The organism is Actinosynnema sp. NPDC049800, from assembly GCF_040656635.1.
Classification (GTDB): Bacteria; Actinomycetota; Actinomycetes; order Mycobacteriales; family Pseudonocardiaceae; genus Actinosynnema.
On sequence record NZ_JBFAMT010000073.1, the window covers coordinates 1 to 26,070 of the forward strand.

Annotated in this window: 22 protein-coding genes; 10 read left to right on the forward strand and 12 right to left on the reverse strand. The window is 72.3% G+C overall.

Translation table 11 applies throughout. From position 1 onward, the window contains the following. The 4 genes from cofH to AB0I91_RS40660 form a co-directional block, all read left to right on the forward strand. A partial coding sequence (gene cofH, locus AB0I91_RS40645) for a 5-amino-6-(D-ribitylamino)uracil--L-tyrosine 4-hydroxyphenyl transferase CofH (RefSeq protein ID WP_499641679.1) occupies nucleotides 1-1,599 on the forward strand: 1,599 nt, incomplete at its 5' end. A 91-nt stretch (nucleotides 1,600-1,690) separates the two neighbouring features. Further along, nucleotides 1,691-2,131, forward strand: coding sequence for an SgcJ/EcaC family oxidoreductase (locus AB0I91_RS40650; protein WP_498774592.1), 441 nt, complete (start codon nucleotides 1,691-1,693; stop codon nucleotides 2,129-2,131). Between the two features lie 19 nt (nucleotides 2,132-2,150). Continuing rightward, nucleotides 2,151-2,765, forward strand: a complete 615-nt coding sequence (gene cofC, locus AB0I91_RS40655) for a 2-phospho-L-lactate guanylyltransferase (protein ID WP_498774594.1) — start codon at nucleotides 2,151-2,153, stop codon at nucleotides 2,763-2,765. Nucleotides 2,766-2,939: 174 nt separating this feature from the next. Further along, a complete protein-coding gene (locus AB0I91_RS40660) occupies nucleotides 2,940-3,695 on the forward strand; it encodes a helical backbone metal receptor (RefSeq protein WP_498774596.1) in 756 nt (251 codons plus the stop codon). An 18-nt stretch (nucleotides 3,696-3,713) separates the two neighbouring features. Here AB0I91_RS40660 and AB0I91_RS40665 read toward each other — a convergent pair whose 3' ends face one another. From AB0I91_RS40665 to AB0I91_RS40685, 5 genes are all read right to left on the reverse strand, one after another. Beyond that, nucleotides 3,714-7,598, reverse strand: a complete 3,885-nt coding sequence (locus AB0I91_RS40665) for an nSTAND1 domain-containing NTPase (RefSeq protein ID WP_499641681.1) — start codon at nucleotides 7,596-7,598, stop codon at nucleotides 3,714-3,716. After that, a complete protein-coding gene (gene pip, locus AB0I91_RS40670; protein ID WP_498774600.1) occupies nucleotides 7,598-8,539 on the reverse strand; it encodes a prolyl aminopeptidase in 942 nt (313 codons plus the stop codon). Before pip ends, AB0I91_RS40665 begins: the two co-directional genes overlap by 1 nt. A gap of 35 nt (nucleotides 8,540-8,574) precedes the next feature. Next, on the reverse strand, nucleotides 8,575-8,796 hold the full coding sequence (locus tag AB0I91_RS40675; protein WP_499617875.1) for a hypothetical protein: 222 nt from the start codon (nucleotides 8,794-8,796) through the stop codon (nucleotides 8,575-8,577). Between the two features lie 227 nt (nucleotides 8,797-9,023). Beyond that, nucleotides 9,024-9,878: a 3-methyl-2-oxobutanoate hydroxymethyltransferase gene (gene panB, locus AB0I91_RS40680; protein WP_053721535.1), complete on the reverse strand. Its 855-nt coding sequence runs from the start codon at nucleotides 9,876-9,878 to the stop codon at nucleotides 9,024-9,026. A gap of 190 nt (nucleotides 9,879-10,068) precedes the next feature. Continuing rightward, a complete protein-coding gene (locus AB0I91_RS40685) occupies nucleotides 10,069-10,875 on the reverse strand; it encodes an alpha/beta fold hydrolase (protein ID WP_498774654.1) in 807 nt (268 codons plus the stop codon). A 32-nt stretch (nucleotides 10,876-10,907) separates the two neighbouring features. On the opposite strand from AB0I91_RS40685, the gene lysX reads away from it, so the two are divergent. Then, nucleotides 10,908-14,168 carry a bifunctional lysylphosphatidylglycerol synthetase/lysine--tRNA ligase LysX gene (gene lysX / locus AB0I91_RS40690; RefSeq protein ID WP_499641683.1) on the forward strand — a complete coding sequence of 1,087 codons (3,261 nt, stop codon included), beginning with the start codon at nucleotides 10,908-10,910 and terminating at the stop codon, nucleotides 14,166-14,168. On the opposite strand, the gene AB0I91_RS40695 is transcribed toward lysX, so the two are convergent. Continuing rightward, nucleotides 14,152-15,843 (reverse strand): right-handed parallel beta-helix repeat-containing protein, encoded by a 1,692-nt coding sequence (locus tag AB0I91_RS40695; protein ID WP_499641685.1) that lies wholly within the window; start codon nucleotides 15,841-15,843, stop codon nucleotides 14,152-14,154. The two genes, lysX and AB0I91_RS40695, sit on opposite strands and share 17 nt — an antisense overlap. Before the next feature lie 57 nt (nucleotides 15,844-15,900). Between AB0I91_RS40695 and AB0I91_RS40700 the strand changes: the two genes are divergently transcribed. Further along, a complete protein-coding gene (locus AB0I91_RS40700; RefSeq protein WP_499641697.1) occupies nucleotides 15,901-16,713 on the forward strand; it encodes a TetR/AcrR family transcriptional regulator in 813 nt (270 codons plus the stop codon). A 38-nt stretch (nucleotides 16,714-16,751) separates the two neighbouring features. On the opposite strand, the gene AB0I91_RS40705 is transcribed toward AB0I91_RS40700, so the two are convergent. Beyond that, nucleotides 16,752-17,501, reverse strand: a complete 750-nt coding sequence (locus AB0I91_RS40705; protein ID WP_499641687.1) for an SDR family oxidoreductase — start codon at nucleotides 17,499-17,501, stop codon at nucleotides 16,752-16,754. A gap of 120 nt (nucleotides 17,502-17,621) precedes the next feature. On the opposite strand from AB0I91_RS40705, the gene AB0I91_RS40710 reads away from it, so the two are divergent. After that, complete coding sequence (locus AB0I91_RS40710) at nucleotides 17,622-18,467, forward strand: helix-turn-helix transcriptional regulator (RefSeq protein ID WP_499641689.1); 846 nt, start codon at nucleotides 17,622-17,624, stop codon at nucleotides 18,465-18,467. Here AB0I91_RS40710 and AB0I91_RS40715 read toward each other — a convergent pair. Together AB0I91_RS40715 and AB0I91_RS40720 are read right to left on the reverse strand one after the other, a co-directional pair. Continuing rightward, on the reverse strand, nucleotides 18,406-18,582 hold the full coding sequence (locus tag AB0I91_RS40715) for a DUF397 domain-containing protein (RefSeq protein WP_499617870.1): 177 nt from the start codon (nucleotides 18,580-18,582) through the stop codon (nucleotides 18,406-18,408). The two genes, AB0I91_RS40710 and AB0I91_RS40715, sit on opposite strands and share 62 nt — an antisense overlap. Continuing rightward, nucleotides 18,579-19,409 carry a helix-turn-helix domain-containing protein gene (locus AB0I91_RS40720; protein WP_499617869.1) on the reverse strand — a complete coding sequence of 277 codons (831 nt, stop codon included), beginning with the start codon at nucleotides 19,407-19,409 and terminating at the stop codon, nucleotides 18,579-18,581. The genes AB0I91_RS40715 and AB0I91_RS40720 overlap by 4 nt, the downstream gene beginning before the upstream one ends. A 111-nt stretch (nucleotides 19,410-19,520) precedes the next feature. On the opposite strand from AB0I91_RS40720, the gene AB0I91_RS40725 reads away from it, so the two are divergent. Beyond that, entirely contained in the window at nucleotides 19,521-19,733 is a 213-nt protein-coding gene (locus AB0I91_RS40725) for a hypothetical protein (protein ID WP_498774618.1), read from the forward strand. Nucleotides 19,734-19,807: 74 nt separating this feature from the next. After that, a complete protein-coding gene (locus AB0I91_RS40730; protein ID WP_499617868.1) occupies nucleotides 19,808-20,089 on the forward strand; it encodes a DUF4287 domain-containing protein in 282 nt (93 codons plus the stop codon). Nucleotides 20,090-20,125: 36 nt separating this feature from the next. On the opposite strand, the gene AB0I91_RS40735 is transcribed toward AB0I91_RS40730, so the two are convergent. The 3 genes from AB0I91_RS40735 to AB0I91_RS40745 form a co-directional block, all read right to left on the reverse strand. Then, nucleotides 20,126-21,625: a class I SAM-dependent methyltransferase gene (locus AB0I91_RS40735; RefSeq protein WP_499617867.1), complete on the reverse strand. Its 1,500-nt coding sequence runs from the start codon at nucleotides 21,623-21,625 to the stop codon at nucleotides 20,126-20,128. Between the two features lie 28 nt (nucleotides 21,626-21,653). After that, entirely contained in the window at nucleotides 21,654-22,589 is a 936-nt protein-coding gene (locus tag AB0I91_RS40740) for a hypothetical protein (protein WP_499641691.1), read from the reverse strand. 122 nt (nucleotides 22,590-22,711) lie between these two features. Next, a complete protein-coding gene (locus AB0I91_RS40745) occupies nucleotides 22,712-24,259 on the reverse strand; it encodes an alpha/beta hydrolase (RefSeq protein WP_498774658.1) in 1,548 nt (515 codons plus the stop codon). 88 nt (nucleotides 24,260-24,347) lie between these two features. Here AB0I91_RS40745 and AB0I91_RS40750 point away from each other — a divergent pair, with 88 nt between their 5' ends. Further along, nucleotides 24,348-26,063, forward strand: coding sequence for an NAD+ synthase (locus tag AB0I91_RS40750; protein WP_498774626.1), 1,716 nt, complete (start codon nucleotides 24,348-24,350; stop codon nucleotides 26,061-26,063). Nucleotides 26,064-26,070 lie beyond the last annotated feature (7 nt).

Genomic DNA, 26,070 nt, shown 5'->3' on the forward strand with positions numbered 1-26,070 from the left:
TTCGCCCTCATGCTCCGCGCCGGTATCGACGACTGGGGTGGTGTGTCGCCGGTGACCCCGGACCACGTCAACCCCGAACGCCCGTGGCCCCACGTCGACACCCTGGCCGAGCACACCCGCGCAGCGGGCTTCGACCTCCAGGAACGCCTTGCCGTCTATCCCCGCTATGTGACCGCGACGGCGGGTCAGTGGATCGACACCCGGCTGACCGCACACATCGCGGCGTTGGCGCGGCCGGACGGTCTGGCCGACCCCGACGCCCCCGTTGTGGGTCGTGAGTGGCAGGAACCCGATGGTGGTCTGGACACCTACGGACGCGCGGACCTGAACACCGCCATCGACACCGAGGGTCGTACCGAGGACCGGCGTGGCGACTTCGACAGCGTCTACGGCGACTGGGCGTCACTCACCGTCCCCAAGGCGATCGAACGGTTGCCGGAGGACACCGCCCGCGCGTTGCGTCTCGCCGCCGACAACCCGGCCGGGATCCTCGACGACACCGACGCGGCGATGGCGCTGCTGACGGCCGACGGTCCGGCGTTGGAGACGATGACCCGGCTTGCGGACGAGTTGCGTGCCGAGGTGGTCGGCGACGATGTCACGTATGTGGTGAACCGGAACATCAATTTCTCGAATGTCTGTTATGTCGGGTGTCGGTTCTGTGCGTTCGCGCAGCGTGAGCGGGACGCGGACGCGTTCCGGCTCTCGATCGCCGAGGTGGCCGACCGGGCGCAGGAGGCGTGGGACGCGGGCGCGACCGAGGTGTGCATGCAGGGCGGCATCGACCCGAAACTGCCGGTCACCTACTACGCCGACGTCGTCCGCGCGATCAAGACCCGCGTCCCCGGCATGCACGTGCACGCGTTCAGTCCGATGGAGATCGTCGCCGCCGCCACCAAAGCCGGCGTCAGCGTCCGCGAATGGCTCACCGAACTGCGCGCCGCCGGCCTGGACACCATCCCCGGCACGGCCGCCGAGATCCTCGACGACGACGTCCGCTGGGTGCTGACCAAGGGCAAACTGCCCGCCGCCACCTGGCTGGAGGTCGTCGCGACCGCGCACGAGGTCGGCATCCGGTCCTCCTCCACGATGATGTACGGCCATGTGGACCATCCCGGGCACTGGCTGGGGCATTTCCGGGCGTTGGCGGCGTTGCAGGACCGCGCCGGCGGCCTGACCGAGTTCGTCGGGTTGCCGTTCGTGCACCGCAACGCCCCCATCTACCTCGCCGGCGTCGCCCGCCCCGGCCCCACCCGGCGCGACAACCGGGCCGTGCACGCCTTCGCCCGCCTGGCCCTGCACGGCCGCGTCGACAACGTCCAGTGCTCCTGGGTCAAGCTCGGCGACGACGGCACCGCCGAAGTCCTCCGGGGCGGCGCCAACGACCTCGGCGGCACCCTCATGGAAGAGACCATCAGCCGCATGGCCGGCTCCGAACACGGCTCCGCCCGCACCGCCACCCAGCTCCACGCCACCGCGGCGTTGGCCGGTCGCCCGGCCCGGCAGCGCACCACGACCTACGGCCGAGTGGATCACCCGGCACCGGCGATCGGCGGCGCGCCGACCGGCAACACCGCAACTCGGAAGATGCCGGTGTGACCGCCACCGAACACGATCGGCGGAGGCCGAAAGCGGAACGGTTCCGGGCGGCCCCCTCGTCGGGGGCGCCGAGGGGAACGCGGGGGAGACCATGACCAGTACGACCACACCGGACACGGGTCGGGCGCGCAACGAGGAAGTCAGGGTGCGGGAGGTGCTCGACGGCATCGTGCGCGCGTGGGCGGGCAAGGACGCGGACGCGTTCGCCGACGCCTACACCAAGAACGCCAGGATGATCCTGTCGGACAACCGGTTCCTGCGGGGCCGCGAGGTGATCCGGAACGCGGTGACCGAGCAGTTCGCCGCCGCGGACCGGGGGACCACGCTGGTGCAGGACGTGGTGGACCTGCGGTTCCTGCAACCGGGCGTCGCGTTGGTGATCACCGAGGGCGGCGACCTCTCGCCCGACGACGCCGAGTCGGCGACCGGATCCGTCCGCGCCACCTGGGTGCTGGCCAACGGCCTGGATGGCTGGCGGATCGCCGCCTACCAGAACACGCCGATCCCCGACGAGACACGGCCCGGTGGCTGACCGGGGGAGGCGCGGCGCGGTGGACCTCGTGGTCCCGGTGAAGGGGTTGGCGCGGGCGAAGACCAGGCTGGCCGACGTGGCCGCGGACCCGGTCGCGCGCGCGGCCCTGGCGCTCGCGTTCGCCCTGGACACCCTGACCGCGGTCACGGCCGCGGCGGGAGTGCGCCGGGTGCTGGTGGTCACGTCCGACCCGGCCGTGGTGGAGGAGGTGGCCGCGCTGGGCGTCGAGTCGTCCCCCGACCCCGGCGCCGGGTTGAACGCGGCGGTCCGCGCGGGCGCCGGGGTGCTGCGGCGTCGGGACCCGAGCGCGGCGGTCGGCGTGCTGCACGCCGACCTCCCGGCGCTGCGACCGGCCGAGCTGTCCTCGGCCATCGCGAGCGCGGACGGGCGCCGCGCCTTCTGCGCCGACCGCCCGGGCACCGGGACGACGCTGCTGCTCGCCGCGCCCGGCACGGACCTGAACCCCCGGCTGGGCGTCGGATCGGCCCACGCGCACGAGGTCGGCGGCGCGGTGGCGTTGACCGGTGACTGGCCCTCGCTGCGGTGCGACGTCGACACGGGGGAAGACCTGAGCATCGCGACCGCCCTCGGCCTGGGCCCGCACAGCGCGACCCTGGTCGCGGCCGAACGCTGAGGTCGCGCGCGCCGGGTGCGGGGGCTCGCGACCGGTGTGGTGGCGGGGTACGGTCGGCGTCCCGATCGCGGACGTGGAGGGCTGGGCGATGCTTGCGCAGGTTCGAACCGGGGCGTTCACCGCGATCGACCGCCGCGACGGGGCGCACGCGGGCCCGGAGAGCGACGACGTCTGATGCTGCCGGTCGACGACCTCGGCGAGCCGGTCCCGCTGCCCGGCCCGCCCACCCGCGTGGTGAGTCTGGTGCCTTCGCTGACGGAGGCCCTCGTCACCGACGCGGTCGACCCCGCTGTCCTCATCGGTGCCACGGACTACTGCACGCACCCGCCCGACCTCGACGTCACCCGGGTGGGCGGCTCGAAGTACCCGGTGGTGGACCGGGTGCTCGCGTTGCGGCCGGACCTGGTGCTGGCCAACAGCGAGGAGAACCGCCCCGAGGACGTGGAACGGCTGCGTGCCGACGGCATCCCGGTGTGGGTCACCGCCGCACCCGCCACCGTCCCCGCCGCGCTGGGCTCGCTGCGCCGCCTGCTCGGCACGGCGTGGGACGTGGAGCCGGACTGGCTGGTCGAGGCGGAGCGGCTGTGGCGCGAGGTGACGCCGCCGTGGACGCGGGCCGTGGTCCCGGTGTGGCGCAAGCCGTGGGTCGTGCTCGGCCGCGACACGTTCGCCGGCGACGTCCTGCTGCGCCTGGGCGTGGTCAACGCCTTCGCCGACCACCCCGAGCGCTACCCGCGCCCCGAGCTGCGCGAACTGCAGGACGCCGACCTCGTCGTGCTGCCCGACGAGCCGTACCTGTTCACCCCGGACGACGGCCCGCAGTTCTTCCCGGGCCTGCGCCCCGTCCACGTCTCGGGCCGCCACCTGACCTGGTACGGCCCGTCACTGGTGGACGCGCGCGCGTCGTTGGAGGCGGCGCTGCGCCCCTGACGGGCCGAGCGCCCGGGGCTACGGGCACACGGGCCCGTGCCAGGCCGCCTCCGGCAGCGCGTCGGGCTCCACCTCGGCCGGTCCGTTGCGCGCCAACCGGCACAGCTCGGCCACCCACGGCGGCTCCTCGGCCACCACCTCGACCGACGACGCGTCCTGGCCGAACCACGCGGGCACGCCCCAGAACCGGTTGCGCTGCCACCGCCGGGTGAGCAGCCCGGGTCCGGTGAAGTCGGGTGACAGCTCGACCAGCACCTCGTCGGCGTCGGCGCCGAACCGAAGGCCGACGACGTTGAACCGCTGGTCCGTCAAGGGCAGCCGGTCCACCCGTGCCCGCGTGTCCAGGTCCCACACCTCGACGCCCTGCCCCCAGTAGAGCGCCAGGTACCGGCCGCCGGGGTCGATCGCGGGCCGCGCGAAGCTCCCGTCCGCGAAGTCCAGGCTGCCGGGCGCGATGTCGGCGTCGGACAGGTAGGCGCCGTCCGCGAGCCGGTACCGCCGCCAGCGCTCCTCGGAACCGGGCACCTCGACCATCAGCTCGTCGCGCACGGGGTTGTGCACCAGGCTGAAATCCGACCCGTCGAACACGTTCCCGTCGAGCCGGTAGGGCCCGGCTACCTGTCGGCGGTCCGGCAGGTCCCAGACGCTCACCGTGTCGTTGTGCACGACCAGCGCGCGCCGGTGGTCCAGGAACCGCACGGCGGTCACCCCGGTGGAGGACGAGGCGGACAGGTGCGGCGCGGTGAACTCGCCCAGCGGCGCCAGGTCCGGCAGCCGCCACACCCGCACGGTCGGGTCGCCGGCCACCGACGTGGTCAGCACCCGGTGGTCCGGTGAGGCGGCCAGCCAGACCCCCGAGCCCGTCCGGTCCGCCGACCGCGCGGGCACGACGGCAGGCCGTGCCGCGACGAGCTCACCCGTGCCGGTGTCCCACACCTCGACCTCGTCGGAGTTGGACACCTGCACCCGGTGCCCCGGGATCGGCAGCACCGGGCCCGAGGAGTACGGGTAGTGGTCGTAGTACCGCGACCGCTCCCACCCGGTCATCGGCGGCAGCCGCAGCACCAGCGCCGAACCGGAGGCGATGAGCACCACCCGGTGCCCACCGTCCTCGTCGGACAGCAGCCGGACGGGCCGGAAGCCCGCGGGCACCTCGGCGTGCCGCGTCGGCTCGCCGTCGCGGAGCACCGTGACGCTCTGCTCACCGGACACCGCGAGCCACCGCCGGTCACCGCCGAACACCACCTCGTGCTCGCAGTCCGGCGTGGTCTGCGCGGCGTGCAGCGCGCCGGTGAGCACGCCACGCGCGCGCCACTGCCCGTCGCACTCCAGGTACACCGGCTCGGACACACCCACGTCGGCCACCCGCGCGCCGGCGGGCACGGCGAGCGGACGTGACCCGGCCGGCGACAACGCCGTGGTCACCGCACCGGTCACGACCACCAGCTCGCCGGTGTCCAGCACGGCGACGGGTCGCGGGTGGTCGCTGAGCCCGGCGAACCCCGGGTCGCCCGGCGAGCCGGCGAACCGCCCGTCGACGGACACCGGGTCGGCGCCGGCGAGGTCGACCACCCGGTAGTCGGAGCTCGGCGGGTCGGCCAGGATGAACGCGGCCAGCCACCGCCCGGTCGGGTCGGCCACCAGCCGGTTGCCGAACCCCTCGATCCGCCGCGTGACCTCCCCGGTCCGCGCGTCCCACACGACGGTTCGCGGACCGGCGCGTGCGACCACGAAGTCGTCGCCGAGCCAGGTCGGCTCGTACGCGCCCAGCTCGTCGGACTCGCGCAGCCCGACCGGAACGGCGGGCACGCGGGTGACGTCCCAGGAGGTCAGCCGCCGGTCCTCGGCGATCGTGACGATGCGCGTGCCGGAGCGGTTGACGTGCTTGGCGTCGGACACGCCGTCCAGCAGCAGTTCGGCGTGCCGCAACCCGGTGTACGCGGTGTGCAAGGCGGTCCGCGTCGCCATCGAGTCGTGCGTGCGGTAGGCGCGCAAGGCCAGCAGCAACCCGTTGCGGTCACCGCTGTAGGCGCCGCGCCGCAACAACGTGTCGGCCGCGCCGACCGCGCGGTTCTCGGCGTCGACGGCACGGGTGCGGACCACGATCACGCCCACCGCGACGAGCATCAGCACCACCAGCTCGACCACCGCGACCCGCCAGAAGGCCCGCCGGACCGAGGCCCGCCGCCCGGCGGCGACGAACTCCCGTTGCGCCGGCTGGAAGTCCGGCTCGCGGTCGCGCAGCTCGTGCCGTGCCCGCCGCAGCGCGCTGCCCCTGGGCAGCAACGCCCGTTCCCGCGTCCGCGACCACCTGGTGACGTCGCGGTCCAGCTCGTCCTGCCACGTCCGGAAGTCGCGGTCCTCCTCGGCCCACGTCCGCAGCCGGTCCCACCGCCGGATCAGCGTCTCGTGCGCCAGCTCCACGGTCCGGCCGTCGCTGGTGGCCAACCGGGTGGCCGCGAGCGCCTTGGCCGACGACGGGTCGGCCAGGTCGTCCAGCCGCAGCACGCGCCGCACGAACCGGTCCGGCTCGACCGGGCTCACGAGCTGCACCAGCAGCCGCCGCACGTCCTCCTCGGGGCCGATCGTGCGCCAGACGCGTTCGGCGTAGTCCGCGACCGCGCCCGGCACGCCACCCAGCGCCTGGTACGCGTCGTGGGTGAGCACGCCGCGTTCCTGCTGCTCCCACAACAACGTGAGGGTGAACTGGAGCAGCGGCAGCGGGTTGCGCTCGTGCGCCACGTCGTCCAGCAGCACCCGCACCAGCCCTTCCTGGTACACGGGCATCCCGACGCGGTCCAGCGGCCGTTCGACCATCTCGCGCAGGTTGTCGTCGGAGGTGGTGACCAGGACCAGGTGCTCGGCGAGCACGCCGAGCCGACGGTCGGACAGCAAGGCGTCCAACGCCCGCGTGCCGACGGTGAGCACCACGTGCCGCCGAGGCCCGCGCAGGGCGAGCAGCGCGGCGAGCAGGTCCGGGGTCTCGGCCGGGAACCGCGCCAGCGCCTCGTCCACCTGGTCGGCGACCAGCAGCACCCGCTCGTGGCCGTGGCGGCCGGACCACCGGTCGACCGCGTCGGCCAAGCCCTCGGCGGTCAGCTCCTCGACGTCGAGCGCGGCCGCTGCCGCCTGCCAGGGCGTGCTGCCGGAAGCGGGCCGGAACACGACCGAGCCCGGCCGCCGGGGCACCACACCGGCCAGCACCAGCGACGACTTGCCCGCGCCCGACTGGCCGGTGACGACCGCGAGCCCGGCGCCGTCCAGCCGCGCCAGCACGTCGTCCACCAGTCGGTCGCGGCCGAAGAACCACTCCGCGTCGCCCGGCTGGAACGCGTCCAAGCCCCGGAACGGCGACGGTTGTGGCCGGGCCAGTTCCGGCAGGCTCTCGTGCAACGCGGCGGCGCCGAGGGCATAGGCGGTGCGGCGTTCCGGGCGGCTCTCCACCTCGACGGTCATGCCGATCACCGCGCCGGTGTCGACGTCGATGACCGGGCCGCCGCTGAAGCCCCGGCTCATCGGCACGCCGTGCGCCCGGTCGTCCTCCACCTGGAGCTTGCCCTGGGCGCTGCGGCCGACGACCATGCCGGTCGACCACACGCCGTCGGGCCTCCGGTGGGGCACGCCGAACGCCCGCACCCGCCGTCCCCGCACGTCCGGCAGGTCGACCAGGCTCACCGGCCGCACGTCCGGCGGCGCCGCGGCCGGCCGGAGCCCCGCCACGTCCCGCTCGACGTCGAGGTGCACCACCTCCGCCACCACCCGGTCGGGCCCGACCAGCGGGAAGTCGACCTCCATCCCGGGGCCGACGACGTGCGCGCAGGTGAGCACGAGGTCCGGCGCGACCAGGAACCCCGCGCCGACAGGCGTGCCGTCGCGGAGGACGCGGGCGGTGAAGCGGTCCATCAACCGCGGAACCGGTCGGTCGCCGCGAGCAGCGCGCGCAGGATGCCCGGCTCGTCGAACGCGTGCCCGGCGTCCGGCACCACCACCAGCTCCGACCCCGGCCACGCCCGGTGCAGGTCCCAGGCCGTCACGGCCGGCGTGGCCAGGTCGTAGCGGCCCTGCACGATCACGCCCGGGATGCCCGCGAGCTTCCCCGCGTCACGCAGCAGCTGCCCCTCCGCCAACCACCCGCCGTGCCGGAAGTAGTGGTTCTCGATCCGCGCGAACGCCAGCGCGTACCGGGGCTGCGCGAACGTCTCCACCAACTCCGGCCGGGGCAGCAGCGTGACCGTCGACCCCTCCCACACGCTCCACGCCACCGCCGCCGGTTCGCGCACGGCCGGGTCCGGGTCGTTCAGCAGCCGCCCGTAGGTCTCGATCACGTCCGCGCCCTCGGGCACGCGTGACACGACGTCCTCCCACGGCTCCGGGAACAGGAACCCCGCGCCGCCGCCGTAGTACCAGTCGAGTTCCTTGCGCCGCAACGTGAAGATGCCCCGAAGCACCAGCTCGGTCACCCGCTCCGGGTGCGTCTGGGCGTACGCCAGCGCCAGGGTCGACCCCCACGACCCGCCGAACACCTGCCACCGGTCGACGCCGAGGTGCTCGCGAACCTGCTCCAGGTCGGACACGAGGTGCCAGGTGGTGTTGTCCGACAGGTCCGTGCCGTGCTCGGACGCGTGCGGCAGGGACCGGCCGCAGCCCCGCTGGTCGATCAGCACGATCCGGTACGCGGCCGGGTCGAACAGCCTGCGGTGCACGGGCGCGCAACCGCCGCCGGGCCCGCCGTGCAGGAACACCACGGGCTTGCCGTACGGGTTGCCGCACACCTCCCAGTAGACGCGGTTGCCGTCGCCGACGTCGAGCAGGCCCTGGTCGTAGGGTTCGATCTCGGGGTACATGGGGCCCACTCTGCCCGAGAGCGCCGTCGAGTGGATCACCCGGTGATGTCCACGTCGCCGGTCAGCGAGCCGGTCTGCAGCACGTGCCCGGCCAGCGTGCCGCCCTCGGTGACGGTGACCGTGTTGACGGTGTTGTTGACGATCTCCCGCGCCTGCGCGGAGTGCGCGTGGCGGGCGAACGCCGACGTGATCATGCCGATGGTGCGCCGCCACGGGCTGTGAGCGCCGGCCGGCGGCCCCGCGTCGCTGGACACCATGGCGGACCGCCCCGTGCCGAACCCGAGTGGTGCATTCCGCCGTGATCGTGGCACAGGCATTCCGGTCACGGCCCGCACAAATCGTGGCCCGCACCACTTCGGAAATCGCCGGGCGAGGTAGTCCGCAGCCGAGCTGTTCCGCCTCACCGCGCATTCGCCGGCGCCGCGTGGAAATGCACGTGGTCGCCGTGCCGGCCGGAGCCCGCACGGCGACCACGGTCACGAGATCAGTGGAAGGTGTGCTCGGGGCCGGGGAACTGGTGGCCCTTCACCTCGGCCGCGAACTGCTCCGCCGCCGACTTCATCACGCCCGCCACGTCGGCGTACCGCTTCACGAACCGCGGCGCGCGCCCGCGGCGCAAGCCCATCATGTCCTGCCAGACGAGCACCTGCGCGTCGGTGTCCGGTCCCGCGCCGATGCCGACGGTCGGGATCACCAGGTCGTGCGTGATCTGCTTGGCGACCTCGCTGGTCACCATCTCCAAGACCACCGCGAACGCGCCCGCGGCCTCGACGGCGTGCGCGTCCTCGACCACCGAGTCGAACGCGTCGTTGCGGCCCTGCACCCGGTAGCCACCGAGCTGGTGCTCGCTCTGCGGGGTGAACCCGATGTGCGCCATGACCGGGATGCCCGCCCGCACGATGGCCTCGATGTGCGGTGCGAAGTGCTTCCCGCCTTCGAGCTTCACCGCGTGCGCGCGGCCTTCCTTCATGAACCGCACGGCCGTCGCCACGGCCTGCTCGACCGACACCTGGTAGGAGCCGAACGGCAGGTCGGCCACGACCAGCGACCGCTTCACCGACCGGGTCACGCCCCGGACCAGCGGGATCAGCTCGTCCACGGTCACCGGCAGCGACGTGTCGTAGCCGTAGACGTTGTTGGACGCGGAGTCGCCGACCAGCAGCACCGGGATGCCCGCCTCGTCGAAGAGCTCCGCGGTGTACATGTCGTAGGCGGTGAGCATGGGCCACGGCTCGCCGCGTTCCTTCAGCTCCCGCAGGTGGTGGATGCGCACCTTCTTGCCGGTGGGGGCGCTGCCCGCCCCGTTGCCGTAAGGCGCGGTTACCTCTGTCGAGGTCATCGTCGACCGTCCTCCCTCGGGGCCGGCTTCGTCGCTGGTCCCCGGGACCTTGTTGCACGGTTACGCGACCAGCGTGACACCGACGCCGGGGTAATTGCGCGTAGTGCGAGACGCTTCACATGGTCCGTCCGCCACATCGCGCACGACGCCGGACGGGAGTACCGTGCCCCCTCCGCCGCGCCCCTCCCGCTCACCCGCCGCGCAACGCCGCGAGCACCGCCAACGCCACCGCGTCCGGCCGGTCGACCGGCACCATGTGCCGACTGCCCGGCACCCGCACGGCACGCCCGGTCGGGGTCGACGCGGCCAGCGCCACGTGCGCCGCGCACTCCCGCCGACCCGCCGTGAGCACGGTGAACGGCACCGGCGGCAACGGCCGGAACGCCCGCAACCGCTCCACCGCGGCCACCTGCGCCGGGTAGGACGCCAACTCCTCCAGCACGGCCCGCGTCACCGACGGCCGCCCGTACACCGACCGCACCACCGCGGGCGAGGCCGGATCACGCCGGCCGAGCGTCGACCCGCGCACCACCCACCGCCGCAGCCGCAACCCCTGGGCGGCCACGAGCGGGTCCAGCCCCGCCCGCAGCACCCACCGCGCCACCAGCGCCGACAGGTCGAACGGCCGACCGCCGCCCGGCGCCTCCGGATCGGGGTCCACCAGGACCACCCCGCGCACCCGACCCGGCCGCAGCCGCGCCCACGCCTCCACGTGCAGCGCGGCCATCGAGTGCCCCACCAGCACCGCCGACGGCTCTCCGGCCAGCACGGCGTCCAGCACGGCCACCTCACGGGCCAGCGTCGCGGGCGCGAGCGCGGGCCCGGACCACCCCGTGCCCGGCCGGTCGAACACCAGCACGCGCGCGTCCGGCAGCAACGCCACCACCGCGTCCCAGTCGAACCAGGCGCCGCCCAGCGCCGAGCTGAGCACCACCGCCGGCCCGTCGACACGCCCGGATGACCGCAGGTGCACGCGACCCGCGAGGGAGGCGACCATGGTGGACAACCGGAACCTCCTTGGAGCGTGTCGTGGCGGTGGCCAGGTGGAAGTGGCGGACGGCGGGAGTGGTCGCGACCGTCGTCCAGGTGGCGGCCGCGGCGTCGCTCCTGCTGTTCCTGATCGACGAGGAGTCCGACCTCGCCAGGGGCATTCTCCGGGTCTCGTACCTGCTGGGCCTACCCGTCGAGGCGAACCTGTTCATCGCCCTGGTGCTGGTGGTGCTCGGCGCGGCCCTGCGCAGGCGCAAGAGAGCCGCGCTGTGGACGTTGCTGCTGTTCCAGGTGCTCAACGCGGGCGTCGTGCTGCTCCTCATCATCCGCTACTGGATCGACCCGGGACCGTTCCTCGGCCCCGACGAGCCGCCGGACCGGTTGGGGGTGACCGTCGACCTCGGCAGCTTCGTCGTCGTCACGGTCGCGGTCATCGTGCTGCTGCTGGCGGTCAGGGACGCGTTCCCGGCCGAGCTGGCCGCCGGCGCCTGGCAGCGGACGCTCGTCGTCCTCGTCGGCGGGATCCTGGTGCTGTCCCTGCTCGGCTGGGGCCTGACCGAGCTGTTCCCGGGGCACCTGCACGGCACGTGGCACAAGCTGGGCTGGGCGGCCAACCAGATCACCGGCGAGGTGCTGCCCCGACGCCGCGGCGGCGAGGGCCCGCCGTGGCTGGGCGTCCTGCTGGGGTTCGGCGGGATGCTCGTCGCGATCGCCGCGCTGCGGGTGTTCTTCCGCGGCGTGCGGTCGAGCCGGTCCTTGGACGACGCCGAGGAGCTGGCCGTGCGGCGGCTGCTGGCCGCGCACGGCGAGCCGGACTCGCTCGGCTACTTCGCCACCCGCCGCGACAAGAGCGTGGTGTTCGCCCCGAACGGCCGCGCCGCGCTCACCTACCGCGTCCTCGCCGGCACCACGCTGGCCGGCGGCGACCCCGTGGGTGACGAGGAGGCGTGGCCGCAGGCGGTGCAGGCGTGGCTGGCCGAGGCGCGGCGGTACGGCTGGCTGCCCGGCGTGCTCGGCGCGAGCGAACGCGGCGCGCACGTCTACGCGGCGGCGGGCCTGAAGGCGTTGGAGATCGGCGACGAGGCCGTGCTGGACGTGCGCGAGTTCACCCTGACCGGTCCCGAGCGCCGGGCTGTGCGGCAGGCCGTGAGCCGGGTGGCGCGCGCCGGGCACACCGCCCGCGTGCGGCGGCACGCCGACATACCGGCCGACGAGCTGGCCGCCATCCTCGACCTGGCCGAGCGGTGGCGCGGCGCGCAGACCGAGCGCGGGTTCTCCATGGCGCTGGGCAGGCTGGGCGACCCGACCGACGGCCGGTGCGTGATGGTCGAGGCCTACGACGCGCACGGCGAGCTGCGCGGCCTGCTGTCGTTCGTGCCGTGGGGCAGGCGGGGGCTGTCGCTGGACCTGATGCGCCGCGACCGCGCCGCCGAGAACGGCCTGAACGAGTTCATGGTGGCCGAGCTGGTGGCCGCCGCCGCCCGGCTCGGCGTCGAGCGGGTGTCGTTGAACTTCGCCATGTTCCGCGCGGTGTTCGAGGAAGGCGGGCGGATCGGCGCGGGACCGGTGCTGCGGACGTGGCGCGCGGTGCTGAGCCTCGCGTCCCGGTTCTTCCAGCTGGAATCGCTGTACCGGTCCAACGCCAAGTACGGCCCGGAGTGGCTGCCCCGCTACCTGTGCTTCACCCGTGCCCGCCACCTGCCCCGCGTGAGCGTCGCGGCCGGCGTCGCCGAGGGGTTCGTGCCGAGCCTGAGGTCGTTGGTCAAGCGGGGGTCCTCGCGCGCGCCGGCCCACGGGACCGTCGACACGGGCTTCGCCGCGGCCGTCGCCGAGATCGACGCGATCGAGGTCGAGCCGCCACCGCCGCGCCGCCCGGAGCAGGTCCGCGTCCGCCTCGCCAAGCTGGACCGGCTGCGTGCCGCCGGCATCGACCCGTACCCGGTGGACTACCCGCGTGAGCACTCCCTGGCCCAGGCGCGGCAGCTCCTCGGCGAGACCGTCTCGGTGACCGGCCGGGTCGTGGCGCTGCGCGAGCTCGGCGGCCTGTGCTTCGCCCGCGTCCGCGACTTCACCGGCGAGCTCCAGCTCATGCTCGACGCCCGGCGCGTGGACCTGGTGGCGTGGAAGGCGGGCGTCGACCTCGGCGACCACGTCGGCGTGCGCGGCGAGGTGGTTTACTCGCGGCGGGGCGAGCTGTCCGTGCTGGCCGACGAGTGGACCGTGACCGCGAAGTGCCTGCACCCGTTGCCGGACAAGCGGAAGGGCCTGTCCGACCCGGAGGCCCGGGTCCGCAGGCGGCACCTGGACCTGGCGGTGAACCCCGACTCGGCCCGGATGCTACGGCTGCGCAGCGACGTCGTGCGCGGCATCCGCGACTTCCTGCACGACCGCGACTACCTCGAAGTCGAGACGCCGATGCTCCAGACCGTGCACGGCGGCGCGAACGCCCGGCCGTTCGTCACCCACATCAACGCCTACGACATGCGCATGTACCTGCGCATCGCGCCCGAGCTGTACCTGAAGCGGCTGTGCGTGGCGGGCGTGGACCGGGTCTTCGAGCTGAACCGCAACTTCCGCAACGAGGGCGCGGACGCCTCGCACAACCCCGAGTTCACCATGCTGGAGGCCTACCAGTCCTACGCCGACTACACGACGATGCGGCACCTCGTGCGGGAACTCGTGCAGCGCGCCGCCGTCGCCGCGCACGGCCGCCCGATCGCCGTCCGCGACGGCGAGGAGGTGGACCTCTCGGGGGAGTGGCCCGTCATCCCGGTCTACACCGCCGTCTCCACGGCGCTGTCGACGACCGTCACCCCGGACACCCCGGTGCCCGAGCTGCGCTCGCTGCTGGCGGCCCACGGTTTCGAACCGGCCGACGAAGCCGACCACGGCGCGCTGGTGCAGCAGGCGTACGACGGGCTGGTGGAGCCGGACACCGTCGAGCCCACCTTCTACACCGACTTCCCGACCTCGGTCTCGCCCCTGACCCGGCCGCACCGCGCCGATCCCCGCCTGGCCGAACGCTGGGACCTGGTCGCGTTCGGCGCGGAGATCGGCACGGCCTACTCGGAGCTGACCGACCCGCTGGAGCAGCGCCGCAGGCTCCGGGCGCAGTCGTTGCGGGCGGCCAGCGGCGACGTCGAGGCGATGGAGCTGGACGAGGACTTCCTCGACGCCCTGGAGCACGGGATGCCGCCCACCGGCGGGCTCGGGATGGGCGTGGACCGGGTGCTGATGATGCTCACCGGCGCCTCGATCCGGCAGACCGTGCTGTTCCCGTTCGTCAGGCCCGTCTCGTGAGCAGGCCCGCCCGCGCCCGGACGTCCGCCGCGGCGGCGTCGAGCTCGGCCGGGTCGGCGATCGTGGTGTTGCCCTCGTAGGTGACGCCGTCCGGCACGGCGTCGCTGCCGACCGGGTCGGCGTCCCAGAAGTTGCCCCGGTAGACGACGTGCTCCAACGGCGGGTAGACGTGCAGGACCGACGTGTTGTCCGCGCGGGCGACCACGTTCCCCTCCACCGTCACCCACGTGGCGCCGTAGTCGGTGTAGAGGCCGAAGTTGTACGGCGTGCGCGTGTCCTCGATGACGTTCCCGCTGATCACGGCCCCGTTCTCGGGTGAGTCGCCCTGCCGCCCGGACAGGTAGACCCCGCCGCCGTCGGCCAGCACGCCCATGGCGCCGGTCACCAGGTTGCGCGTGATGCGGGTGCCGCCGCGCGCCGGGTTGGCCACGATGCCGTTGTGCGGCACGTCGCGCACGTGGTTGTGCGCGACCGTGCAGTCCTCGGTGTCGTGGAACGTGATGCCGGCCGACCCGGAGTGGTCCAGCCCGACGTGCGCGATGAGGTTGTCCTCCACCAACGCCTTCCTGGTGCCCGTGATCGAGATCGCGGACGCGGCGAGGGTGTCGAAGTCGCAGCCGCGCACGACGAGGTCCGCGCCGCCGGTCGCGCCCAGCCCGGTCGTGCCGAGCCTGGTGAACCGGCAGCCCTCGAACCGCACACCGGACGTGCCGTCGAGCCGCACGCAGGCGGGGATCTCCTCGTGCTCCTCGGGCACGGTCAGCCACGCGCCCTCGGCCGGCTCCACCTTCCCGATCCGGCCGCCGTCGTAGTAGCCGTTCGAGTGGTAGTGCAGGAAACCCCGGTCGCTGCCCGGCCGCAGCCACGTCGTGTCGGCGAACACCACGCCCCGGAACGCCACGTCCCGCACGCCGGTGGCGCGCACCAGCACCTCCAACGCGGGCGCGACCACGTGCGGCTCCTCGTCCGGGCGGGGGAGGTAGTGCAGGACGTGCTCGCCGGGCCGTGAGCGGTCCAGCGCGAACGTGCCCTCGGTCAGGAACGCCGGGTCGTTCTCCACCCGGGTCGGCGCCGGGGGACCGGACATCACCTGGCCGAACCACTCCGAGTTGTAGAGGTCCACGGCCCAGCCGAACCCGGGCTGCGCCATGGTGATCTCACCGTCGGCGGTGGCGGACGCGACCGCCGTGCGCGCCTCCGTCCACGGGTAGACGCCCCGGTGCACGAACTCGACGCCGGACGGGTTGCGCCAGGCCGGCGGGTGGTCGGTGACGTAGCCGGTCGCCGTGCGGCGGACCGTGCCGGGCAGCCCGTCCACGCCGGCGCGCTCGACCCGCCGCCCGTTCACCACCAGGTGGCGGGTGACCAGGTCGCCGACTTCGGCCACCCACACGCCGTCCGGCCCCCGTCGCCCGGCGACCTCCCGGCCGCCGCTCAGGACGGCCTCCTCCCGCGCGTCGGTGCCGAAGCCGAACGCCTGGTAGACGACGCCGGAGTCCTCCTCGGTCAGCTCGAACGGCTCGGTCAGCACGTGCGTGCCGGCCCTCAGGTGCACGGTGACGGCACCTCCCGCCGCACGCGCGGCTCGTCGCGCGTGCTCCAGTGTGCGGAACGGGTCGGCGGCCGTGCCCGCGGCGGAGTCGTCCCCGGTGGGTGAGACGTGGAAATCGGTCATGAACAGCCCCCAAGGTGTTTATGGCGTAAACCATAAGTTGTATATCATGGAGGCGTGATGGCGAAAGCGGGCGATCCCGACCGCTCGGTCGAGCTGCTCTGGGACGGGCGGGGAGGGCTGAGCCTGGAGGCGATCGTGGGCGCGGCGGTCGAGGTGGCCGACGCCGAGGGCCTGGCCCGGCTGTCCATGCGCAAGGTCGCCGAACGGCTCGGCTTCACCACCATGTCCCTGTACCGCCACGTGCCCGGCCGTGACCACCTGGTCGACCTGATGCGCGACGCCGTGCACGGCGACCCGCTGCCGTCGGCGGACGGCGGCTGGCGGCCGGCTCTGGAGGCGTTCGCGCGGCACAGCTGGGAGCTGCGCGAACGGCACCCGTGGCTGGCCGAGCTCCCCGCTCGGTACGTGCCGGGGCCCAACGCGCTCGCCCACTACGAGCACGCGTTGAGCATCCTCGCGGACACCGGTCTCACGCCGGCCGAGGTGGTCGCGGCGGTCGGCCTGGTCGCCCGCTTCGTGGACGCCGAGGCGTCCGCCCTGGTCGAGGCCGCGCGGGCGGAGCGCGGCACCGGGGTGAGCGACGAGGAGTGGTGGGGTGCGCGGGACGCGTTGTTCGCCCGCTTCGACCGCTACCCGACGTTGACCCGGCTGTGGGAGACCGGCGGCTTCGACCAGCTGGACCCCTTCGGGTTCGGCTTGGCCCGGGTGCTCGACGGCATCGAGCTGCTGATCCGTCAGCGTGATGTAAAGCGTGATGAAACCTGTTGGGTTTGTGGTCAACCGGTGGTGCAACCGGCGTCCGGGCGGCCCCGCGCGTACTGCTCTCGGGCGTGCCAGCAACGCGCGTACCGGGGCCGCCGGTCGAGTTGAGCCGCCCACCGACTCCCGTCGACGGGCGGCTCGGACCATCAGGCCTGCACGGTCGGCAGCACCACCAGCTGCCGGAGGTTCACGTTCGCCGGTCGGCTGGTCGCGAACCCGACCACGTCGCCGATGTCGGCCGGGTTCAGCGGCGGCACGTCCTCCCGCCACTGCGCCAGGTGCGCCGCCACATCCGGGTTGTCGATGTGGTCGGCCAGCTCGCTGTGCACCAGGCCCGGCTCGATGTTCGTCACCCGCACGCCCAGCGGGCCCAGCTCCGTGCGCAGGTTCGCCGACAGGTGCGTGACGGCGGCCTTGGTGGCGGTGTAGACGGCGTAGTTGGGGAACGTGAGGTGCGCGCCGATCGACGAGATGTTCACCAGGTCGGCGGTGCCGGTCGCACCCGCCTCGACCAGGTCCGCGGTGAACGCCTTGGTCACGTTCAGCAGGCCCTTGAGGTTCGTGTCGATCATCCGGTGCCACTCGTCGTCCCGGCCCTCGGTGAGGGGGTTCGCGAGCATCACGCCCGCGTTGTTCACCACCAGGTCGACCCGGCCGAAGGCGGTGTGGACCGCCGCCACGGCGTCGGTGAGGTCACCGGTGACGTCGGCGGCCACGGCGAGCGCCTGCCCGCCCTCGGCGGCGATCTTGTCGGCCAGGTCGGTGAGCCGGTCCGCGCGGCGGGCCAGCAGCGCGACCTTCGCCCCGGATCGGGCGAGGACGAGCGCGATCTCGGCGCCGATGCCACTCGCGGCACCGGTGACAACGGCAGTGCGGTTGTTCAGGTCGTAGGTCATGGCGACAACATTGGACCTGGTCACCGCGGGTACCAGAGGCTCTGGTCAGCCTGTGGGACCGCGTTCCCTAGGTCTGGCAGTACCCAGGCTCGGCACGCGGCAGGCGGCCATACTGGGTGGGTGAACCACGACCTGGGCGAATTCCTCCGCAGCCGCCGGGCTCGCGTCCGCCCGGACGACGTCGGCCTGCCCGGTGGCGGTCGACGGCGCGTGCCGGGCCTGCGCCGCGAGGAGCTGGCGATGCTGGCCGGCGTGAGCGTGGACTACTACATGCGCCTCGAACAGGGCCGCACGCCCGCCGTCTCCGACTCGGTGCTGGACGCCGTCGCCCGCGTGCTGCGCCTGGACGAGACCGAACGCGCCCACCTGCGCAACCTCGTCCGCCCGGCGCCGGCCAAGCGGCCCGCGCCCCAACGCGTCCGACCGGGCCTGCGGCGGTTGCTGGAGATGGCCGTCGACGTGCCCGCGTTCGTGATGGGCCGCCGTTCGGACATCCTCGCCTGGAACCCCCTGGCCGACGCCCTCTACGGCTTCGGCGACCTGCCGCCGGAGGACCGCAACTCGGCCAGGCACACGTTCCTGCGCCCGGAATCCCGCACGTTCTACCGCGACTGGCCCACCGTCGCCGCCGACATGGTGGCGTTCCTCAGGTTGGACGCGGGCCGCTACCCGGACGACGCCAGGGTCGCGGCGTTGGTGGGTGAGCTGTCGGTGAAGGACGAGACGTTCCGCAAGCTGTGGGCGCAGCACAAGGTGCTGGAGAAGACCCACGGCACCAAGCTCATCCACCACCCCGTGGTCGGCGACCTGGACCTCGACTACGAGACCCTGCAACCGACCGGCGACCCGGACATCGTGCTCGCGGTCTACACCGCTCGCGTGGGTTCACCGACCGAGGAGCGCCTCAAGCTCCTGGCGAGCTGGTCCGCAGCGCCTTCAGGAACGCCCTCAGAGCAGCAGGCCTGACCTCCAACACGGGCCCGTCCACGTTCTTCGAGTCCCGCACCGCGTCCAGCCCGGCCCGCACCTCGACGCAGCTCCCGCCGCTGTTCCCGCTGTAGCTGCTCTTCCGCCAGGTCATACCTCAACGCTATCAAGCAGGTCCGTGGCCGAGACCGCCAGAAGTTCCTGGAAAACCCCCTCGTAGTGGGAGATCCGGCTCTCCTCGTCGACGAACAGGCCGTCCGTCAACGTCTCGACGTACACGGTCTTCCGCAGGTCGCCGGGTGGCGTGAGGATCTCGAACGGGAAGTACAGCGCGCTGGTCAGGCCGACGCTGTCCGGGATGACCCGCACGGTCACGTGAGGCAGCTCGGCCAACCTCTTCAGGTGCCGCAACTGCTCGAACCGGGTCTCCGGCGATCCCACCGGGGCCCGCAGCACCGACTGCCTGATCACGAGGACGTACTCGGGTGGGTGGGGCCCTGCCAACCTCCGCTGTCTGGCCAACCGCGCCTGCACCAGGCTTTCGACCTCGTGGGGCCGCAGCGCCGGGTTGGTCTCGATCACCGCGCGGGCGTAGGCCTCGGTCTGCGCCAACCCGTGCAGCAGATCCGGCCGGTACGCCTCGATGCGCCGCGCGGTTTCCTCGGTGTTGAAGTACTTCCGGAGCCGGTCCGGGATGGCCGCGCCCCAAGGCGTCTTGGGACGGCGCTTGCGCGCCTCCTCCCCGAGGTGCACCAGATCGGCGCGCTCTTCCTCCGCCACCCCGAGGAGGTCGAGCAGAGCCACCAGTTCCAGCGGCGCGATCGAGTGGTCGCCGCGCAGGATCTTGCCGACCTTCGACTCCGAGCAGCCCAACGTTGCCTGGATGTCGGCCTTGGTCACACCTCTGCGGCGCATCAGCTCGCGCAGGCGGTGGGCGAGGCCGACGCGGTAGTCGACCGGGCTGCGGTCGTTGCTGGTCATGGGGTCTCCTCGGGCCTTGATCGCCGACAGTCTGCCGCAGCGGTCTCGCGCCGTCGGGTCACCTGATCAGGTGTCTAGTCAATCCGACCAGTCGGGTTTACCGTTCCGTTTATGACCAGTGATGAGCGTGAGTGGGTGGCGGAGGAGGCTCCGCGCCTGTTCGCCGTGGTGGAGCGCGAGCCGGAGTTCCAGGTGGCCGCCTGGGGGTTGGCGTTCGAGGAGAGCGCCCAAGTCGTGTCCGAGGACGGCAGCCTCCGCATGAGCCTGCAAGGTCCGGAGAGCTGCCTGCACCTGTTCAAGGGCGCCGAGCTGCTCTGGATCTGAGTCCGACAAATAATCTTGTCAAGACAGTCAAAGTTGTCTTAGGCTGGCCGCACACCGACGAACGGGAGCAGGCCATGTCCTTCCAGGCGTACCTCGACACCATCGAGCGCAAGACCGGCAAGACCCCCGCCGAACTGCTGGCCGAGGCGGGCGACCGCGGCTACGGCGCGACGACCAAGGCGGGCGTCGTCCTCGAATGGCTGAAGGACGACTACGACCTGGGCCGCGGTCACGGCATGGCGCTCTACCACGTGCTCAAGAACGGCACCGGAATCAGCGACAAGCACGTCGGTGGCACCGGCGCCCACCGGGACGCCTCCGCCACCCTGCGGATCGACGGCCTCGCCAACCGTTGATCCGCGGCGCGGCTCCGGTCAGGGACGTCCGGGGCGCTAGCCCAAGCGGCGCACCACGTGCATCTGGTGCTCGGTCTCGATGTCGTAGAGGTTGCGGATCTCCAGCCCCTGCTTCCGGTGCGTCGCCGAGTTGATCAGCAACGGGGTGAGGCCGGAGTAGATGCCGTACCCGCCGGGCGCCAGCAGGTCCGCGTACATCCGGGCGAAGCGCCGCGGGGTCTCCGGGTCGTCGCCGATCTGGTTGTTGAGCAGGCCGCCCGAGTTGATGACGAAGTCGGCCGCCTTGAGGCCGATGTCGCCCAGCATGGCCCCGGCGTCGTGGCCGTACTCGAACATGTCCCGCACGAGGGCCGTCGTCCTGGCGAACGGGTGGGTGTCGGCGAGCGTCGCGAAGCGCTCCTCCGCCACGGCGATGTCGTCCTCGCTGTAGTCGACCACCACGTACCTCACCCGCAGGTCACCCTCGGGGCGTGCCCCGCCCAGCTCCCTGATGATCCGTTCGGCCAGGTCGCCGTTGCCGCCCGCGATGTCCAGGACGGTGATCGCGTCGCGGTCCGCTGGCACCAGGCTGATCAGGTACTGGGCGATCTTCGGGTGGACCTCGGCGTAGTAGGTCCGGCGGTTGCCGCCCTTGTCGATGCGCCAGTCGGCGGCCTTGCCCTGCCAGTGCGCGTCACCGGCGAGGGTCGGCGCCATGTGGCTGGTGTCGTACTCGACCTGGTCGCCCGCGTACAGGCGGCGCTGGCTGACGAGGTTGCCGACGAAGTTCCCGCCGACCTGCGCGTGCGAGGTCCCGTCGGCGAGCACGACCCGCCCGCCGGTCACCGTCTTCTGCGTGAGCTTCGGGTCGAGCACGCCCTCCACCAGCACGACCGGGACGCCGCCGAGGTCGAACTCGGAGCCCCTGGTGTCCACGCGCAGGATCTTGTGGTTCGGGCCGAGCGAGCCCGACCAGTCGGCCTCGGCCAGCGGCGCGAACGCGCTGCCTGCCAGGTTCTGCCGGAGCGAGGCCAGCGCCGCGGCCGCTTGGCCTCCGGGGAGCTGCGGGGGCACGCCGCGGCCGTCGACCACCCGGAACTTGAACAGCTCGGACACCTTCTTGTCGGTGCCGGCGAAGAGGGCGTCGGTGATGGACGGCACGTTGACCAGCAGCTTGGTGCGCTGGGCGATGACGTTCTCCATGGCCTGCTTGCGCAGCTCCATCAGGTGCGGCTCGCCGGGTGCCCCGGCACCGGTCGGCGCGGGGTTCTCGACCAGGAGCTCGGTGTACTCGCACGTGTAGGAGTAGGCGATCCAGGCCAGCGCGACATCCGGGTCGTCCTTGGTGCTCCGCGCCTGCGCCTCGACGCCGTCGAACAGCCTGCCCAGGCGCGCGCGCTGCCCGACGTGCGAGACGTTCAGCAGTTCCATGGTCGCGCGGTGCTCGGTCAGCAGCTGGACGTGCACGCCGCGGCGGAGCACGGCGGAAATGCGGTCGAAAACCCCCGCCAGGTTTCCGAGCTGCATGTCCTCGAGTTCGTGCCCTGGTCCGGTCATGATTCGTTCCTCCCCCTTGTCGGCACGATCAGACCAGCCCGTCGAACCACTTGGCGATCTCGTCGGCCAGGTGCGCCCTGATCCAGGCGAGCATTTCCGCGTCGTTCGACTCGTTCAGGTGCGGGATGCTCGCCGAGGTGATTTTCGCGGACCAGCCGGCAACGCCCTGCCAGGCGTTCACCGACTGCATCGGGAAGCACTGGAGCGGAACGCACAACGCGGCGTCCGGCGCCGGGCCGAGGCCGTCGGCGAGCACTTGCGCGGTCACGGTGCCGACCGGCGGGAAGAACGTCTGACCGTCATCGCTGCCGTGCCCGATGGTGATGACGATCAAGTACTTGGGCGTCGGTCGCGGAACGGGGACGGTAATCGACTTCGGCGCGGTCGAGAACTGATAGGGCCGCGCACCGTCCGGTAGCGGAACCTCGTCCGGCAGGTGGACGAGCGCGTCGTCCGGCGGCACGCAGAAGGTGATCCGGTCCTCGACGAACTCCGCCAGCACCCGCTGCACCTCGACCATGGCCTCGGGGTGGATCACCTCCTGGTCGAGGACCTGGTGCGGCACGCGGCTGGGGACGCCGTCGGCGACCAAACCGGCGAGTTCCTCCGTCTTGGCGTGGTTGGTCCGCAACTCCTTGTCGACCTCGACGTACTTCCGGCGAAATCGGGTGACGTAGTTCTGCGACACCTTGCCGCCGGCCCAGACGACGATTGCGCCCGTTTCGCCGATGATCTCCGTGCGCCTTCCGTCGTACTCCAGTTCGGCGTCGTTGAGGGGGGTGAACCTCCTGATCAAAGCCGGATCCGAGGTGCGGTGCGCCACGCGTTCGTTGACGAGTTCGACCAGCAGTAGATTCATGGGTGACCGCGGGAGGTTCGTTATGTAGACCTCCCGGTCCCGCAGTTTGTCGCGTAATCCGGCTAAATCCGCTTCGGTGGCGTCGGCCACGCCGTCGACCGTCATGCTTCCCCCTCGCAAGTGTGACGGCGAGCTTAGCCCTGAACGGCGGCACCCGACGTGAGATCACACGGTCGGCCTATGAGGAAACCGCAAAAAGTGGAAAGGCGCGGAAAAGTGTGGACCGCTCAGGAACAACGCGTCCCCTCGGGCGGCAGCTTCACCTCGATCAGGTACGCGTGCCCGGCGTCGTCCACGCACTCGTTGCCGTGGAAGTAGACGGTGTGCTGGTTGCCCTCGAACGTCAGCAGCCCGCCGCCCAACTCCTTCGCCAGGTTGGCACCCGCCTCGTACGGCGTCGCCGGGTCGCCCGTCGTCGAGATCACCAGCACCGGGGGCAGCCCGGACACCGGCTTGTGCTCCTGCACGCTCGGCGGCACGGGCCAGAACGCGCACGCGTCCAGCGCCGCGCCCGCCGGCTGGCCGTCGTCCAGGAACGGCGCGGCCTCCTTGTACCGCCGCGCCACGTCGTTGAGCACGTTCTTGTCCGTCACCCGGGGCTCGTCCACGCACTTCACCGCGACGAACGCGTCCGTGATCGTGGAGTAGCGCCCTTCCTTGTCGCGGTCGAAGTAGTTGTCCGCCAACAACATCAGCACGTCACCGCGGTTGTTCTTCAACTCCGTCAACCCGGAGTTCAGCGGCGCCCACAGCTCCTCCGAGTACATCGCCTGGATCGCGCCGGTGATCGCGTCGTTGTACGACAGCTTCCGCTCGCCCACCGCCACCGGCCGCTGCACCAGCGGCAGCGTCAGGTCCCGGAACGCCTGGTTCGCCTTCGCCGGATCCGTGCCCAGCGCGCAGTCCTGCCGCGTCGCGCACCACGCGGCGAACGCGTCGAACGCCTTCTGGAACCCGGCGCCCTGCGCGATCAGCGACTCGACCTGGTTCTGCGTCGGGTCGACCGCGCCGTCCAGCACGAGCGCCCGCACGTTGCCCGGGAACGCCTGCGCGTACGCCGCGCCGATGTGCGTGCCGTACGAGTAGCCCAGGTAGGTCAGCTTCTCGTCGCCGAGCGCGGACCGCATGACGTCCAGGTCGCGCACGACGTCCCGCGTGCCGACGTTGGCCAGCACGTCGGCGCCCGTCACCGCGGCGCACTTCTCCGCGTACGCCTTGTTCTCCGCCTCGGTCTGCGCCAGGCCCGCCGGTGACGTGTCGACGTCGTTGTCGAGCCGGTCGGCGTCCCGCTCGGCGTCGGTCAGGCACTTGACCTGCGGCTCGCTCGCCCCGATGCCACGCGGGTCGAACCCGATCAGGTCGAACCGCTCACCCACCGGCGACGACTTGACCTGCGAGCCCATGCCCGCCGCCGCGGCCATGCCGGACGCTCCCGGACCGCCCGGGTTCATCACGAGCGAGCCGATCCGGTCACCGGTCGCGGGCTGCCGCAGCAGGCCGATCTTGATCGTGCGGCCCTCGGGCTTGCCGTAGTCGAGCGGCACCTCCAAGCGGGCGCACTCGAGCGACTTCTTGTTCTTGAACAGCGACGTCGTCGTCCCGGTCGTCGCGTACGGCGCGCAGTCCTCCCAGCCCAACTGCTGGCCGTAGAACCGCTCGAGCCCCGCGGGCACGACCCCGGCCGGTCCTCTTTTCTCCAGCGCGGTCCCCGCCGTGGGCGACCCGGGCAGCACGCTCGTGCACGAGGCGAGGAGCGGGAGGGCGAGGAACAGCATCATCGGACGGCGCACGTCTTCGATCGTAGGTGTGACACGTCCGCCACAACGCGCGCCTTGGCTGCTCCGAGTGAGCGAGAATGCCCCCATGCCACAGCTCCGACTCGCCCTCGCCCAGGTCAACGCCTGTGTCGGCGACCTGGCGGGCAACACCGAACTTGTCGTCGAGTGGTCCCGCAAGGCCGTGGAGGCGGGCGCCCACCTCGCGGTCTTCCCCGAGATGGCGCTGACCGGGTACCCGGTCGAGGACCTGGCGCTGCGCGTGTCGTTCGCCGAGGCGTCCAAGGAGGCCCTGACCGCGCTCGCGGCCAGGCTGGACGACGCGGGGTGCGGTGAGCTGGCGGTGTTCGTCGGCTACCTCGACCGCGACGAGCGCGGCATGCGCAACGCCGCCGCCGTGCTGCACCGGGGCGAGGTGGTGGCCCGGCAGCACAAGCACCACCTGCCGAACTACGGCGTGTTCGACGAACGCCGGTACTTCACCCCCGGCGACACGCTCGACGTCGTGCGCGTGCACGGCGTGGAGGTCGGCATGGTGATCTGCGAGGACCTGTGGCAGGACGGCGGTCCGATCGCCGCCCTGGGTGAGGCGGGCGTGGACCTCGTGGTCTCGCCGAACGCCTCGCCGTACGAGCGGAAGAAGGACGACGCGCGGCTGCCGCTCGTGGCCCGGCGCGCGGTCGAGGCGGGCGCGCCCCTCGCGTACGTGAACCTGATCGGCGGGCAGGACGAGCTGGTGTTCGACGGTGACACGATGGTGGTGTCCGCGGACGGCTCGCTGATCACCCGTGCGCCCCAGTTCGTGGAGCACCTCGTCGTGCTGGACCTCGACCTCCCCGGCGGTGCGCCCCGCACGGAAGGTGGTTACGGCGGGTTTATGGTCCACCGCCGATCCTTGTCCCATGACCCCCTCCCGGCCTACGACCCGCTACCCGTGCCGCAGCCCGCCGAACCGCTGTCCGACGAGGCCGAGGTGTGGCACGCGCTCGTCACCGGCCTGCGCGACTACGTCCACAAGAACGGCTTCCGCTCGGTCGTCCTCGGGCTGTCGGGTGGCATCGACTCGGCGGTGGTGGCCGCGCTGTCGGTGGACGCCCTCGGCGCCGACCACGTCTACGGCGTGTCCATGCCGTCGGTGTACTCGTCGGACCACTCGAAGTCCGACGCCTACGACCTCGCCCAGCGCACCGGCTGCCACTACTCGGAGCAGCCGATCGCGGACATGGTCGGCGTCTTCGTCGACCAGCTCGGGCTGACCGGGCTGGCGGAGGAGAACGTCCAGGCGCGGTGCCGCGGCGTCACGTTGATGGGGTTGTCGAACCAGCACGGTCACCTGGTGCTGGCCACCGGCAACAAGACCGAGCTGGCCGTCGGCTACTCGACCATCTACGGCGACGCGGTCGGCGGGTTCGCGCCGATCAAGGACGTGCTCAAGACGCTGGTGTGGGACCTGGCGCGGTGGCGCAACGCGCAGGCGGAGAAGCTGGGCGAGCTGCCGCCGATCCCGGAGAACTCGATCAGCAAGCCGCCGTCGGCCGAGCTGCGTCCCGGCCAAGTCGACGCCGACTCGCTGCCGGACTACGAGCTGCTCGACTCGGTGCTGGACGACTACGTGGAGGGCGACAAGGGCTACCGCGACCTCATCGCCATGGGGTTCTCGCACGAACTGGTCGACAAGGTGCTGCGCATGGTCGACAAGGCGGAGTACAAGCGCCGCCAGTACCCGCCGGGCACCAAGATCACGTTCAAGGCCTTCGGGCGCGACCGCAGGCTGCCCATCACCAGCGGCTGGCGCGAGGGCTGACCGGACC

Bases quoted from the DNA above. Each gene is read 5' to 3' on its own strand.
- AB0I91_RS40650 (WP_498774592.1), top strand. From the start codon at position 1,691: ATGACCAGTACGACCACACCGGACACGGGTCGGGCGCGCAACGAGGAA.
- AB0I91_RS40660 (WP_498774596.1), top strand. From the start codon at position 2,940: ATGCTGCCGGTCGACGACCTCGGCGAGCCGGTCCCGCTGCCCGGCCCG.
- AB0I91_RS40665 (WP_499641681.1), bottom strand. From the start codon at position 7,598: ATGGACCGCTTCACCGCCCGCGTCCTCCGCGACGGCACGCCTGTCGGC.
- pip (WP_498774600.1), bottom strand. From the start codon at position 8,539: ATGTACCCCGAGATCGAACCCTACGACCAGGGCCTGCTCGACGTCGGC.
- AB0I91_RS40675 (WP_499617875.1), bottom strand. From the start codon at position 8,796: ATGGTGTCCAGCGACGCGGGGCCGCCGGCCGGCGCTCACAGCCCGTGG.
- panB (WP_053721535.1), bottom strand. From the start codon at position 9,878: ATGACCTCGACAGAGGTAACCGCGCCTTACGGCAACGGGGCGGGCAGC.
- AB0I91_RS40685 (WP_498774654.1), bottom strand. From the start codon at position 10,875: ATGGTCGCCTCCCTCGCGGGTCGCGTGCACCTGCGGTCATCCGGGCGT.
- AB0I91_RS40695 (WP_499641685.1), bottom strand. From the start codon at position 15,843: ATGACCGATTTCCACGTCTCACCCACCGGGGACGACTCCGCCGCGGGC.
- AB0I91_RS40700 (WP_499641697.1), top strand. From the start codon at position 15,901: ATGGCGAAAGCGGGCGATCCCGACCGCTCGGTCGAGCTGCTCTGGGAC.
- AB0I91_RS40705 (WP_499641687.1), bottom strand. From the start codon at position 17,501: ATGACCTACGACCTGAACAACCGCACTGCCGTTGTCACCGGTGCCGCG.
- AB0I91_RS40715 (WP_499617870.1), bottom strand. From the start codon at position 18,582: ATGACCTGGCGGAAGAGCAGCTACAGCGGGAACAGCGGCGGGAGCTGC.
- AB0I91_RS40720 (WP_499617869.1), bottom strand. From the start codon at position 19,409: ATGACCAGCAACGACCGCAGCCCGGTCGACTACCGCGTCGGCCTCGCC.
- AB0I91_RS40725 (WP_498774618.1), top strand. From the start codon at position 19,521: ATGACCAGTGATGAGCGTGAGTGGGTGGCGGAGGAGGCTCCGCGCCTG.
- AB0I91_RS40730 (WP_499617868.1), top strand. From the start codon at position 19,808: ATGTCCTTCCAGGCGTACCTCGACACCATCGAGCGCAAGACCGGCAAG.
- AB0I91_RS40735 (WP_499617867.1), bottom strand. From the start codon at position 21,625: ATGACCGGACCAGGGCACGAACTCGAGGACATGCAGCTCGGAAACCTG.
- AB0I91_RS40740 (WP_499641691.1), bottom strand. From the start codon at position 22,589: ATGACGGTCGACGGCGTGGCCGACGCCACCGAAGCGGATTTAGCCGGA.
- AB0I91_RS40745 (WP_498774658.1), bottom strand. From the start codon at position 24,259: ATGCTGTTCCTCGCCCTCCCGCTCCTCGCCTCGTGCACGAGCGTGCTG.
- AB0I91_RS40750 (WP_498774626.1), top strand. From the start codon at position 24,348: ATGCCACAGCTCCGACTCGCCCTCGCCCAGGTCAACGCCTGTGTCGGC.